Source organism: Klebsiella sp. P1CD1, assembly GCF_003790505.1.
Taxonomy (GTDB): Bacteria; Pseudomonadota; Gammaproteobacteria; order Enterobacterales; family Enterobacteriaceae; genus Klebsiella; species Klebsiella variicola.
Genome location: NZ_CP033631.1, coordinates 233,197 through 246,516, shown reverse-complemented (window position 1 = coordinate 246,516; position 13,320 = coordinate 233,197). Strand labels below are relative to the sequence as shown.

Annotated in this window: 12 protein-coding genes; 4 read left to right on the top strand and 8 right to left on the bottom strand. The window is 57.0% G+C overall.

The features are described from left to right. Positions 1-43: 43 nt before the first annotated feature. From hokA to DTA24_RS01190, 4 genes are all read right to left on the bottom strand, one after another. Positions 44-196: a type I toxin-antitoxin system toxin HokA gene (gene hokA, locus DTA24_RS01210; protein WP_012967075.1), complete on the bottom strand. Its 153-nt coding sequence runs from the start codon at positions 194-196 to the stop codon at positions 44-46. 326 nt (positions 197-522) lie between these two features. Beyond that, a complete protein-coding gene (gene glyS / locus DTA24_RS01205) occupies positions 523-2,592 on the bottom strand; it encodes a glycine--tRNA ligase subunit beta (protein ID WP_012967074.1) in 2,070 nt (689 codons plus the stop codon). Between the two features lie 9 nt (positions 2,593-2,601). Next, the gene (gene glyQ, locus DTA24_RS01200) at positions 2,602-3,513 is read right to left on the bottom strand and encodes a glycine--tRNA ligase subunit alpha (RefSeq protein ID WP_004205014.1); all 912 of its coding nucleotides are present in this window, start codon (positions 3,511-3,513) and stop codon (positions 2,602-2,604) included. A gap of 127 nt (positions 3,514-3,640) precedes the next feature. Then, positions 3,641-3,940, bottom strand: a complete 300-nt coding sequence (locus DTA24_RS01190) for a YsaB family lipoprotein (protein ID WP_077598881.1) — start codon at positions 3,938-3,940, stop codon at positions 3,641-3,643. A 179-nt stretch (positions 3,941-4,119) separates the two neighbouring features. Between DTA24_RS01190 and DTA24_RS01185 the strand changes: the two genes are divergently transcribed. Further along, entirely contained in the window at positions 4,120-5,115 is a 996-nt protein-coding gene (locus tag DTA24_RS01185; protein ID WP_012540332.1) for an acyltransferase, read from the top strand. 26 nt (positions 5,116-5,141) lie between these two features. Here the strand turns inward: DTA24_RS01185 and yiaA are convergent, their stop codons facing one another. The 4 genes from yiaA to xylA all read right to left on the bottom strand — a co-directional run bounded on the left by yiaA (position 5,142) and on the right by xylA (position 9,029). Next, the gene (gene yiaA, locus DTA24_RS01180) at positions 5,142-5,588 is read right to left on the bottom strand and encodes an inner membrane protein YiaA (RefSeq protein WP_008806879.1); all 447 of its coding nucleotides are present in this window, start codon (positions 5,586-5,588) and stop codon (positions 5,142-5,144) included. Between the two features lie 31 nt (positions 5,589-5,619). Continuing rightward, positions 5,620-5,991 (bottom strand): inner membrane protein YiaB, encoded by a 372-nt coding sequence (gene yiaB / locus DTA24_RS01175; protein ID WP_008806878.1) that lies wholly within the window; start codon positions 5,989-5,991, stop codon positions 5,620-5,622. Between the two features lie 168 nt (positions 5,992-6,159). Further along, positions 6,160-7,614: a xylulokinase gene (gene xylB / locus DTA24_RS01170; protein WP_012967071.1), complete on the bottom strand. Its 1,455-nt coding sequence runs from the start codon at positions 7,612-7,614 to the stop codon at positions 6,160-6,162. A 92-nt stretch (positions 7,615-7,706) separates the two neighbouring features. After that, a complete protein-coding gene (xylA, locus tag DTA24_RS01165) occupies positions 7,707-9,029 on the bottom strand; it encodes a xylose isomerase (protein WP_023298333.1) in 1,323 nt (440 codons plus the stop codon). A gap of 506 nt (positions 9,030-9,535) precedes the next feature. On the opposite strand from xylA, the gene xylF reads away from it, so the two are divergent. The 3 genes from xylF (at position 9,536) to xylH (ending at position 13,296) form a co-directional block, all read left to right on the top strand. Then, positions 9,536-10,531 carry a D-xylose ABC transporter substrate-binding protein gene (gene xylF, locus DTA24_RS01155; RefSeq protein WP_004210164.1) on the top strand — a complete coding sequence of 332 codons (996 nt, stop codon included), beginning with the start codon at positions 9,536-9,538 and terminating at the stop codon, positions 10,529-10,531. A 64-nt stretch (positions 10,532-10,595) separates the two neighbouring features. Beyond that, a complete protein-coding gene (locus DTA24_RS01150; protein WP_012540329.1) occupies positions 10,596-12,137 on the top strand; it encodes a xylose ABC transporter ATP-binding protein in 1,542 nt (513 codons plus the stop codon). Continuing rightward, complete coding sequence (xylH, locus tag DTA24_RS01145; protein WP_008806873.1) at positions 12,115-13,296, top strand: xylose ABC transporter permease XylH; 1,182 nt, start codon at positions 12,115-12,117, stop codon at positions 13,294-13,296. Before DTA24_RS01150 ends, xylH begins: the two co-directional genes overlap by 23 nt. Positions 13,297-13,320: the final 24 nt, after the last annotated feature.

Here is a 13,320-nt window from a genome sequence, read left to right as displayed (position 1 = left end):
TGACACTGCAAGCATGGTGGGGATAGATCCCCACCAGATGCTCTTACTGTTTAATATCACAGGCTAAGAATGCCACCAGCTCAATATTTCCCTGCCTGAGCTGTAATTCACATAGCGAATCACGAACCATCCAGGTCAATAATAAAATAGTGAAGCAAATCACTACTAAGCCAAACAACAGATACTTTTGCGGCATTCCTCGCCTCCAGTGTTGATTTTCAACAAGTAAGAGGCTACTCTTATGGTGTTCATGCATAGGGGAGCCTCACTTTGATTACTATCAGGTGGGGCTTTTCTCTGTCTGTCTCCCGCTGAATACCTGAGACACACAGTCTCAAGCACCCGCCGCCATTCTAGCGTAAATACCTCACGGAATTATGTTTATATATTCCTAAAACATTTCTTATCGATGAATGTAAATAATGGAGATATCAATGACAGAATTATTAACGGTTCATCTATTTATATTTCCCGTATAAAAAAACCTGCCCTGAGGCAGGTCTTTTATTATTACCGATACGCTTACTGCAGCAGAGAAATATCCGCGACCTGCAGGAACAGTTCACGCAGTTTGGACAGCAGCGTCAGACGGTTGATGCGAACATCTTTGTCTTCAGCGTTAACCATCACGTTCTCGAAGAACTCATCCACCGGCTCGCGCAGCGCAGCCAGCTCAATCAGCGCATCCTGATAACGGCCTGCGGCGAAATACGGCTGCAGTTTGTCGCGCAGCACCACCAGATTGCCCGCCAGCTTGATTTCCGCCGCTTCTTTCAGCACTGAAGCGTGAACGATGTCGTTCAGCGTCTCGTCGGATTTCGCGAGGATGTTGGAGACACGTTTGTTTGCCGCCGCCAGCGCGGAGGACTCTTCCAGGGTACGGAAGTGCGATACGGCTTTCATGCGCGCATCAAAATCCGCCGGGCGGGTTGGACGACGCGCCAGTACCGCCTGGATCGTGTCGACGCCGTAACCTTCGTCCTGATACCAGGCGCGGAAGCGGCCCAGCATAAAGTCGATCACATCATCAACCACGTTGGCGTTGGTCAGCTTCTCACCGTACAGACGCACCGCTTCTTCGGTCAGCGTTTGCAGATCGAGATTCAGGTTCTTCTCAACGATGATACGCAGCACGCCCAGCGCGGCGCGGCGCAGCGCAAACGGGTCTTTATCGCCTTTCGGATGCTGCCCGATACCAAAGATACCCGCCAGGGTGTCCATCTTATCGGCAATCGCCACCGCGCAGGCCACCGGGTTAGACGGCAGCGCGTCGCCGGCAAAGCGCGGCTGATACTGCTCGTTCAGCGCTACGGCCACGTCTTCCGCTTCGCCGTCATGGCGCGCGTAGTGCATCCCCATCACGCCCTGGGTGTCGGTGAACTCGAAGACCATGTTGGTCATCAGGTCGCACTTGGACAGCAGGCCCGCGCGGGTCGCATGGTTCACATCAGCGCCAATCTGCCCGGCAATCCAGCCCGCCAGCGCCTGGATGCGATCGGTCTTGTCGCGCAGAGTCCCAAGTTGCTGTTGGAACAGCACGGTTTCCAGACGCGGCAGGTTATCTTCCAGACGTTTTTTACGGTCGGTGTTGAAGAAGAATTCAGCATCGGCCAGACGCGGACGAACCACCTTCTCGTTACCGGAGATGATCTGCTGCGGATCTTTGGACTCGATGTTGGCCACGAAGATAAAGTTCGGCAGCAGTTTGCCGGCATTGTCGTAGACCGGGAAGTACTTCTGGTCGCCCTTCATGGTGTAAACCAGCGCTTCGGACGGCACCGCGAGGAATTTTTCTTCGAACTTCGCCGTCAGCACCACCGGCCATTCCACCAGCGAGGTGACTTCTTCCAGCAGGCTTTCGCTCAGATCGGCTTGACCGCCAATCTTACGCGCCGCTTCTTCCGCATCGGCTTTGATTTTGGCTTTACGCTGTTCGTAATCGGCGATGACTTTACCGCGCTCCAGCAGGATCTGCGGGTACTGGTCGGCATGATCGATAGTGAACTCCGGCTCACCCATAAAGCGATGCCCGCGAATCACGCGATCGGACGGAATACCGAGGATAGTGGCCGGGATCACTTTGTCACCCAGCAGCAAAGTCACCGTGTGAACCGGACGCACGAAGTGGACGTCAGACGCGCCCCAGCGCATCAGTTTCGGGATCGGCAGCTTCGCCAGCGAGCTGGCAATCATGTTCGGCAGCAGCGCTTCAGTGCTTTCGCCCTTTACATGGGCGCGATACAGCAGCCACTCGCCTTTGTCGGTGGTCAGACGTTCGGCCTGATCGACGGTGATACCGCAGCCGCGCGCCCAGCCTTCGGCCGCTTTGCTTGGCTTGCCTTCGGCATCGAACGCCTGGGCAATAGCCGGGCCGCGTTTTTCCACTTCGCGATCGGCTTGCGCCGCCGCCAGGTTGGCTACCTTCAGCGCCAGACGACGCGGGGCGGCAAACCATTCCACTTTACCGTGTGCGAGGCCGGCATTATCCAGCTCCGCGGTCACGTTCGCAGCAAAAGATTCCGCCAGGCTGCGCAGCGCTTTTGGTGGCAGCTCTTCAGTGCCGATTTCCACCAGAAAAGTATTCTCAGACATGGCCGCCTCTTATTTATTCTTGTTGCACATCGGGAAGCCGAGCGCTTCACGGGAAGCGTAGTACGCTTCCGCCACTGCTTTAGTCAGGGTGCGAATGCGCAGAATATAGCGCTGACGCTCGGTGACGGAGATGGCTTTACGCGCATCCAGCAGGTTAAAGCTGTGAGCCGCTTTCAGAATACGTTCATAGGCCGGCAGCGGCAGCGGGGTCTCCAGCGCCAGCAGCTGCTGGGCCTCTTTCTCATACTGCTCAAAGCAGGAGAACAGGAAGTCGACGTCGGCGTATTCGAAGTTATAGGTGGACTGCTCCACTTCATTCTGGTGGAACACGTCGCCGTAAGTGGTTTTACCCAGCGGGCCATCGCTCCAGACCAGGTCATAAACGCTGTCCACGCCCTGGATGTACATCGCCAGACGCTCCAGACCGTAGGTGATCTCGCCGGTCACCGGCTTACACTCGAGGCCGCCCACCTGCTGGAAGTAGGTGAACTGCGTCACTTCCATGCCGTTGAGCCACACTTCCCAACCCAGACCCCAGGCGCCCAGCGTCGGGTTTTCCCAGTTGTCTTCGACAAAACGAATATCGTGAATGGTCGGGTCCATACCCAGCTCTTTCAGCGATCCGAGGTACAGCTCCTGAATGTTGTCCGGAGAGGGCTTAATCACCACCTGGAACTGATAGTAGTGCTGTAAACGGTTCGGGTTTTCGCCATAGCGGCCATCGGTTGGACGACGGGAAGGCTGCACGTAGGCGGTCGCCATTGGCTCCGGCCCTAACGCGCGCAGGCAGGTCATCGGGTGAGAGGTGCCGGCGCCGACTTCCATGTCCAGTGGTTGAACAATGGTGCAGCCCTGACGAGCCCAGTAATCCTGTAAGGTCAGGATCAGGCCCTGGAAGGTCCTGGTATCAAACTTTTGCATATGATTTCGTGCTGGATACGTGTGGATTTAAAGGAAGGAGTCAGTATACCCGCTGGCTGCGAGATATACAGTACGAAACGGCGTTGTTTCAGGAAAACGGACGAAATTTACGCCAGCCGGGGTCGATTCAGCGCATCGAAAGATGCATAAACTGGCCGTCCGGGTCAAAGGAACAGATGAAACGCTCATTCTTGCCGGTCCGCCCCGAAAGCTCATAGCTCGCCTGGAATTGTTCAAAATGGTTCACGTCAACGAGCTGCGTTTGCGTGTTGTAGCGAATAGCGGCCTGATCCTTGCAAAGCTGGGCCATATTGAGCGTCGTTTGCGGAGTAATGCGTGCGCGCTGCGCTTTTTGCGCCGGGGGAGAAATGGTCTCGCTGCAGCCCGCGAGGAGCAGCACCAGCATAATGGAAACAACACCTTTCACCACGTACTCCTCCACCGCCTTGTTAGCAAGTTGTTATCGTAAAGATTCAGTATTACAGGTATTTTGCGAATATCATAAAACCGCGACAAGTCTGTGACCGAAAACTCAGACTAATCTATTGCGACACCGGGACATAAGGCGGGTCAGACCTTATTTCGCCAGCAGACTTTGAGGGACTGATGCAAGAAAAGATACACTGGATCACCAACCTGCGCGGTATCGCCTGCATGATGGTGGTGATGATCCACAGTACCAGTTGGTATATCACTCATCCGCATGCCATCACCCTTATGGAATGGGACATCGCCAATCTGCTCAATTCCGCCTCCCGCGTCAGCGTGCCGCTGTTTTTTATGATCTCGGGATACCTGTTTTTTGGCGAGCGCAGCGCCCAGCCGCGCCATTTCTGGCGAATTGGTTTGTGCATTGCGTTCTATAGCGCGCTGTCTCTGCTGTATATCGCGCTGTTTACCCATATCAACGTCGAGCTATCGTTAAAGAATTTGCTGCAGAAGCCCGTCTTCTACCACCTGTGGTTTTTCTTTGCTATCGCCGTCATCTACCTGCTCTCGCCGCTGATTCAGGTTAAGTCCGTCAGTGGCAAAATGCTGCTGGTGCTGATGGCGATCCTCGGTATTCTGGCCAACCCCAATATGGTCAGCGTCAAAGCCGCCGGGATTGAGTGGCTGCCAGTCAACCTCTATATCAACGGCGATACCTTTTATTACGTGCTCTACGGCGTGCTGGGCAGAGCCATTGGCACCCTGGACACCAATAAAAAATGGCTGACCCCGTTCTGCGCCGCGCTGTTCATCGCCGCCGTGTGGGTTATCTCCCGCGGCACGCTGCATGAGCTGCGCTGGCGCGGAGACTTTGGCGACACCTGGTATCTCTACTGCGGGCCGGCGGTGTTCGTTTGCGCGGTCGCCCTGCTGACGCTGGCCAAAAACTGGCTTAACGCACGTCCCCTGCCCGGTATCGCCTGCATTGCGCGACATTCACTGGGGATCTACGGTTTCCATGCCCTGATAGTGCATGCGCTGCGCGCCAGCCATCTGGAGCTGTCCCGCTGGCCGCTGCTGGACATTGTGTGGATATTTAGCGCCGCCCTGCTCGGCAGCCTGCTGCTGTCAGGCCTGGTGCAGCGGATTGATAGCCGCCGGCTGGTCAGCTAACGGTCCGCCACCCGGAGGGGCCCGAATTACGACTCAGGCCCCTCTTCCGTCACGCTGAGAGGTTCCCGTAAGCGCGTCGGGTCCCAGGCATCACGCACGTTTTTCTGCACCGCAACAGCGCCAAACAGGCTCAAAAAGTACGCCAGCCCATAGAACCCTTTCTCGCTGAGCAGCAGAGTGGCATTCCACAGTCCGATAACCAGCAGACCTACAGCGATAACGAAGACCACCAGGCAGGTGGTGTAGTACAGCGCGGTGGTCGGAATGGCTTCATACTTATCGCGCACCGTCTTTTGATAAGATGCCGCGGCAAACAGCCCCAGTACCAGGACAGCAAAATAATAGCCTTTCTCATTCAACTGCATATCGGCATTCCACAGCCCCACCAGATAGGTGACGATGCCGCCGATCAGGGCAATCCAGGAGATCAAATGAAACGCCGGAGAATACGTCGCGTGCTTGTTTTCCATCACTTTTTACCTTTTACGCGCCTCGGAGCGGCGCTTATTCCGTTTTTTGCATCGCCCGGGCGACGCGGGTCCGTTCGGGGGTTGCCGATGCGCCATATAAGCAGACAAACCATGCCGCGATATAGACGGCTTTTTCATGCCAGTCTGCCGGCACATACCAGGCGCCGACCAGCAGCAGGCCGACCGATAGCAGCAGCACCAGCCGACATAAGGCAATAAAACCGTCGTCCTGTTCCTGCCACTGGCTGGCGCGCTGATGGGCGAGGACGGCAAACATCCCCATCACCAGTACGCCAAGAAAATAACCTTTACCGCTAAACAACGGGCAGGTTCGCCAGATACCGAGCAGATAAACCAGCGATCCTGCTGCCATCATCACCCTGGCAATGTTGCGTTTTGTGTTCATCTCACCTCCCTGGTCGACAGGGGCTGATTATGACCGAGTCACCCGACGATGCCGCAGGTTATGCACGGCAAAGCGGTGATTTCGGAATAAACAAATACGCTTTTTTGGATGGATGTAGCCGGGACATTCAGGGAGGGAATCCGCCCGGCGCTGCCGGACGGACTGAGGCTAAGACATCAGCGATTTCAGCTGCTGATAAATCTGGCGGAAGGTTTCCCGCTGTGGCGCATAGTGGGCCACACGGCGATCGTCCGGGCGATGGGCTTGTTCAAGCGGCAGCGGCTTCAGCAGCCCGGCGCGGTCTGCCTCGTCGTGCACCGCCAGCTGCGCCAGCCGGGCCGCCCCCAGCGCCGGGCCGACATCGCCCCCGGTACGGTAATCGAGCTGCAGGCCGCTAATATCCGCCAGCATTTGCCGCCAGTAAGCGCTGCGCGCCCCGCCGCCGATAAGCGTGATGCTCTGCGGCTTGATGCCGCAGGCGTGTACCACGTCCATGCCATCCGCCAGCGCATAGCCCACTCCCTCCAGCACCGCCCGCGCCAGCTCTGCCGGCCCATGCTGATGCGTCAGGCCAAAAAAGACGCCCTTGGCCTGCGGGTTGTTGTGCGGCGTGCGTTCGCCCGACAGATAGGGCAGGAACCACACCGGACCGGCGCTTTCATCCGCCGTCTGCGCCGCCGCGATCAGCGCCGGCACGCTGGCCAGGCCGGTTAATTTCGCCGCCCAGTCCAGGCAGGAGGCCGCGCTGAGCATCACCGACATCAGATGCCAACGGCCCGGCAGCGCATGGCAGAAGCTGTGCACCGCGCTTTCGGGTTTGCTGAGGAACCCTTCGCTGACGGCGAAGTAGACGCCTGAGGTGCCCAGCGACAGCATTGCCTGCCCGGCGTCGGCCATTCCGACCCCGACCGCGCCTGCGGCGTTGTCGCCGCCGCCGCCCACCACCAGCGCCTGCGGCATATTCCACGCCTGCGCCACCTCAGGTCGCAGTTGTCCGGTGACGTCGCTGCCTTCAAACAGCGCCGGCATCGCATCCCGACTGAGATCGCAGGCGGCGAGCATCTCATCGCTCCAGTCACGCCGGGCGACGTCCAGCCACATCGTACCGGCGGCGTCAGACATGTCGCTGGCAAGCTCGCCGGTCATGCGCAGGCGCAGATAGTCCTTCGGCAGCAGCACTTTATCGACCTGGTTGAACACCGCCGCCTCGTGGCGCTGCACCCAGAGTAACTTCGGCGCCGTAAAGCCCGGCATCATCAGGTTGCCGGTGATCTGCCGGGAAGCGCTGACTTTTTCCTCCAGCAGCTGGCACTCTTCGGCGCAGCGGCCGTCATTCCATAAAATGGCCGGACGCAGCACCTGTAACGATTTATCCAGCAACGTGGCGCCGTGCATCTGACCAGCGATGCCCAGCGCCTTCACGTCGCGCAGGCTATACTGCGCGCCCAGGGCTTTCATCGCCGTGTCTGTCGCCAGCCACCACTGTTCGGGATCTTGTTCCGACCACAGCGGATGAGGACGCGAGACGGTGAGTTTTTCGGTATGCGATGCCACTACCTCACCCTGCTCATTCAGCAGAATGGCTTTGACGCCCGATGTTCCCAGATCGATGCCGATATACATACTACCTCTCCTTAAACGCGCGCCACGGCTAAGCGTGGCGCGAACAGAGCATCCTGGTTGCGACGCCGGTCACGCCGGGCGCCGCCGCATGATTACTTATCAAACAGATAATGGTTGACCAGGTTTTCCAGTTGTTCCTGCTGGCCGCTGCGATGCTGCGGCGCCAGCTGATGCTGAGTGGCATACTGGGCTATGTCGCTGAGGGTCATCTGCCCGTTAAGGATCTGCTGCCCCAGCTCACCGTTCCAGCCGGCGTAGCGTCTGGCCACGCGTTTATCCAGCTCACCGTCCTCAATCATCCGCGCCGCAACTTTCAGCGACAGCGCCATGGTATCCATCGCGCCAATATGACCATAGAACAGGTCGTATTTGTCGGTACTCTGCCGGCGCACTTTCGCATCAAAGTTGAGGCCACCGGTGGTGAAGCCGCCCGCTTTAAGAATTTCATACATCACCAGCGCATTCTCTTCGACGCTGTTCGGGAACTGGTCGGTATCCCAGCCCAGCTGCGGATCGCCGCGGTTGGCGTCGACGGAGCCGAACAGCCCCAGCGCGATGGCCGTCGCGATTTCATGATGGAACGAATGGCCGGCGAGCGTGGCATGGTTAGCTTCAATATTCAGTTTAATCTCTTTTTCCAGACCAAACTGTTTGAGGAAGCCGTAAACGGTAGAGGCATCATAGTCATACTGATGCTTGGTCGGTTCCTGCGGTTTGGGCTCAATCAGCAGCGTGCCTTTAAAGCCAATTTTATGCTTATGCTCCACCACCAGTTGCATGAAGCGGCCAATCTGTTCACGCTCCTGGCGCAGGTCGGTATTCAGCAGGGTTTCATAGCCCTCGCGACCGCCCCACAGCACATAGTTTTCGCCTCCCAGCTGATGAGTGGCATTCATGGCGGTGACCACCTGGGTGGCCGCCCAGCTAAACACTTCCGGATCCGGGTTGGTGGCCGCGCCAGCGCCGTAGCGCGGGTTGGTAAAACAGTTTGCGGTCCCCCACAAAAGCTTCACGCCGCTCTGCTGCTGTTTCTCTGCCAGCACCTCGACCATGCGGGCGAAGTTATTGCTGTACTCCTTGAGCGAAGCGCCTTCCGGCGAGACGTCAACGTCGTGGAAGCAGTAGTAAGGCACGTTGAGTTTGTGGAAGAATTCAAACGCCACATCGGCTTTACGTTTGGCCATCTCCAGGGCGTCGCCAGGCTGCTGCCATGGACGGTCGAAGGAGCCCACGCCAAACATATCGGCGCCATTCCAGCAGAAGGTATGCCAGTAACAGGCCGCAAAACGCAGATGATCTTCCATCCGTTTGCCCAGCACCAGTTCATCCGGGTTGTAGTGACGGAAAGCCAGCGGGTTAGTGGATTTCGGGCCTTCGTAACGAACGCGATCGAGTTGATCGAAATAGGTCTGCATAGAGAACTCCATATTCAGAGATGCGGCGAATAACCAATCAGATACCCTAAATAATTCGAGTTGCAGGAAGGCGGCAAGAGCGTGAACCTCCAGGCGCTGGTACCAGCAAGAGGTCGGAGCAACGAATGTCACCAACCCACCTACAACTTGAAGTATGACGGGTTTAAGCCAATATAGAATTTCACTTTCCATCTCCTCAATTACGTTATTTCACACCGCCATTGAGAGAATCCACAAACGTGCGCCAGCTCGCAAAAAATAATATACTTCCGCCTTCTCCGTGCCCTGTCGGACAAGTCCAGTGCAATAATAAGAGTGTGCATGAATAAAATACGATCGCCGTCATAATTTGCACATTAAACGAAATTTCATAACGGCAAAATAAGAACCGGTAATTGCCAGCCCTGCTTTCCGCGTTAAGAATCTGTAACGTATCCGCAACCTCATGTATCAAACATTATTTTTCCGTTCGTCTTATCTACCCTTACAAAAAAGGTATCATTATTATGAAGATAAAGAACCTTTGCCTTACACTTTGCGCCAGCTCCCTCCTGCTCGCCAGCATGGCGGGGATGGCGAAAGAAGTGAAGATTGGCATGGCCATCGACGATCTGCGTCTGGAGCGCTGGCAGAAAGACCGTGATATTTTCGTCAATAAAGCGGAATCCTTAGGCGCCAAAGTTTTTGTCCAATCCGCCAACGGCAATGAAGAAACGCAGATGTCGCAAATTGAAAATATGATCAACCGCGGCGTCGATGTGTTAGTCATTATTCCTTATAACGGTCAGGTACTCAGCAACGTGATTAAAGAAGCCAAGCAGGAAGGTATTAAAGTCCTGGCCTATGACCGTATGATTAATAATGCTGATATTGATTTCTATATTTCTTTCGACAATGAAAAAGTTGGTGAAATGCAGGCGCAAAGTCTGGTCGACAAAGTGCCGCAGGGTAATTATTTCCTGATGGGCGGCTCGCCGGTGGATAATAACGCCAAACTGTTCCGCGCCGGGCAGATGAAGGTCCTCAAACCGTATGTGGATGAAGGCAAAATTAAGATTGTCGGCGATCAGTGGGTTGACGGCTGGCTGCCGGAGAACGCGCTGAAAATAATGGAAAACGCGCTGACGGCGAATAATAACAAGATCGATGCCGTGGTCGCCTCCAATGACGCCACCGCCGGCGGCGCCATCCAGGCCTTAACCGCCCAGGGGCTGGCCGGTAAAGTGGCGATCTCCGGTCAGGATGCTGACCTGGCGGGTGTGAAGCGCATTATTTCCGGTACTCAGACGATGACCGTCTATAAACCGATTACCACCCTGGCCACCAACGCCGCTGAAATCGCCGTTGAGCTGGGTAACGATAAGCAGCCGAAGGCCGATACCACGCTGAATAACGGCTTAAAAGATGTCCCTTCGCGCCTGTTAACGCCCATTGAGGTGAATAAAGAGAATATTGACGCCACGGTGATTAAAGACGGTTTCCATAAAAAGAGTGAATTGTAATGGCTGACGCCCCGCTCCGGGGCGTCATTTTCATCCCGCCGGATATCACTTTTGCGGAGTCTTTATGGCCTGGCTACTCGAAATGAAGAACATCACCAAAACCTTCGGCGCCGTTAAAGCCGTGGATAACGTCAGCCTGCGTCTGAACGCTGGCGAAGTGGTCTCGTTATGCGGTGAAAATGGGTCGGGGAAATCGACGCTGATGAAGGTGTTGTGCGGTATCTATCCGCACGGAAGCTATGAGGGCGAGATTATTTTTGCCGGCGAAACGCTGCAGGCAAACCATATTCGCGATACCGAACGCAAAGGCATCGCCATTATTCACCAGGAGCTGGCGCTGGTGAAACATCTCACCGTGCTGGAGAATATTTTCCTCGGCGCCGAGATCTCCCGCCACGGTCTGCTGGATTATGAAACCATGACGCTGCGCTGTCAGAAGCTGTTGGCGCAGGTCAATCTGCCCATATCGCCCGACACCCGCGTCGGCGACCTCGGCCTTGGCCAGCAGCAGCTGGTGGAGATAGCCAAGGCGCTGAATAAACAGGTTCGTCTGCTGATCCTCGACGAACCGACCGCTTCCTTAACCGAACAAGAGACCGCGACGCTGCTGACGATCATTCGCGATCTGCAAAACCACGGTATCGCCTGCATTTATATTTCTCACAAGCTCAATGAGGTCAAAGCGATCTCCGACACGATCTGCGTGATCCGCGATGGCCAGCACATCGGCACCCGCGACGCCAGCGGCATGAGCGAAGACGATATCATCACCATGATGGTCGGCCGCGAGCTCACCGCGCTCTATCCCAGCGAGCCGCACGCCCACGGCGAGGAGATCCTGCGGGTCGAACATTTAACCGCCTGGCACCCGGTAAACCGCCATATTAAACGCGTCAATGACGTCTCGTTTTCCCTGCGTCGCGGGGAAATCCTCGGCATCGCCGGGTTGGTCGGCGCCGGACGTACCGAGGCGGTACAGTGCCTGTTCGGCGTCTGGCCGGGGCGCTGGCAAGGGGAGATCTTTATTGATGGCCAGCCGGTGAGCATTTCTAACTGCCAGCAGGCCATTGCCCACGGCATCGCCATGGTGCCGGAAGACCGCAAAAAAGACGGCATCGTGCCGGTGATGGCGGTGGGCAAAAACATTACCCTGGCGGCGCTCAACCAGTTCACCGGCGCGATGAGCAGCCTGGACGACGCCGCCGAGCAGCACTGCATTCAGCAGTCCATTCAGCGTTTGAAAATTAAAACCTCCTCGCCGGAACTGGCGATTGGCCGCCTGAGCGGCGGCAACCAGCAAAAGGCGATACTCGCGCGCTGTCTGCTGCTCAATCCGCGCATTCTGATCCTCGACGAACCCACCCGTGGCATCGATATCGGGGCGAAGTATGAAATTTATAAACTGATTAACCAGCTGGTGCAGCAGGGCATCGCGGTCATTGTCATTTCATCAGAACTGCCCGAGGTGCTCGGTCTCAGCGATCGGGTGCTGGTCATGCACGAAGGTAGACTAAAAGCCAATTTGGTTAATCAACATCTGACCCAGGAACAGGTGATGGAAGCCGCGCTGAGGAGCGAACGCCATGTCGAAGAACACGTCGTCTGAAATCAAACTCACCCCAACCGCCCCCGCCGCCTTGCCGGCGCTGAAGGGGCTGAATCTCCAGGTCTTTGTGATGATCGCCGCCATCGTCGTCATTATGCTGTTTTTCACCTGGGTTACCGATGGCGCCTACCTGAGCGCACGCAATATCTCCAACCTGCTGCGCCAGACGGCCATCACCGGCATCCTCGCCGTTGGCATGGTGTTTGTGATTATTTCGGCAGAAATCGACCTGTCCGTCGGCTCGATGATGGGGCTGCTGGGCGGCGCCGCGGCAATCTTTGACGTCTGGCTCGGCTGGCCGCTGCCGCTCACCATCCTGGTGACCCTGGTGATGGGCCTGCTGCTCGGGGCGTGGAACGGATGGTGGGTGGCCTATCGCAAGGTTCCCTCGTTTATCGTCACCCTCGCCGGGATGCTGGCGTTTCGCGGCATTCTGATCGGCATCACCAACGGGACCACCGTCTCGCCCACCAGCCCGGCGATGGCGCAGATCGGCCAAAGCTATCTGCCAGACGGTATTGGGTTTGGCATCGGCGTTGTCGGCATGGCGGCGTTTATCGTCTGGCAGTGGCGCGGGCGGATGCGCCGTCAGGCGTTAGGTCTGGCGACCTCGTCCTCCACCGCCGCCGTTGGCCGTCAGGCCATTACCGCGGTGATTGTGCTGGGCGCAATCTGGCTGCTCAATGACTATCGTGGCGTGCCCACCCCGGTGCTGATCCTCGCTGCCCTGCTGCTGGCAGGTCTGTTTATGGCCACCCGCACCGCCTTTGGTCGTCGCATCTATGCCATCGGCGGCAACCTGGAGGCGGCCCGCCTCTCAGGGATCAACGTCGAGCGAACCAAGCTGGCGGTGTTTGCCATTAACGGCCTGATGGTCGCCATTGCCGGGCTGATCCTCAGCTCGCGCCTCGGCGCCGGGTCGCCCTCGGCGGGCAATATCGCCGAACTGGACGCCATCGCCGCCTGCGTCATCGGCGGCACCAGCCTGGCGGGCGGCATCGGCAGCGTCGCCGGAGCGGTAATGGGGGCGTTTATTATGTCAGCCCTGGATAACGGCATGAGCATGATGGACGTCGCCACCTTCTGGCAATATATCGTTAAAGGCGCCATTTTGCTGCTGGCGGTGTGGATGGACTCCGCCACCAAGCGGCGCGCGTGAGGAGAGACTCTCTGGAGAATGTCT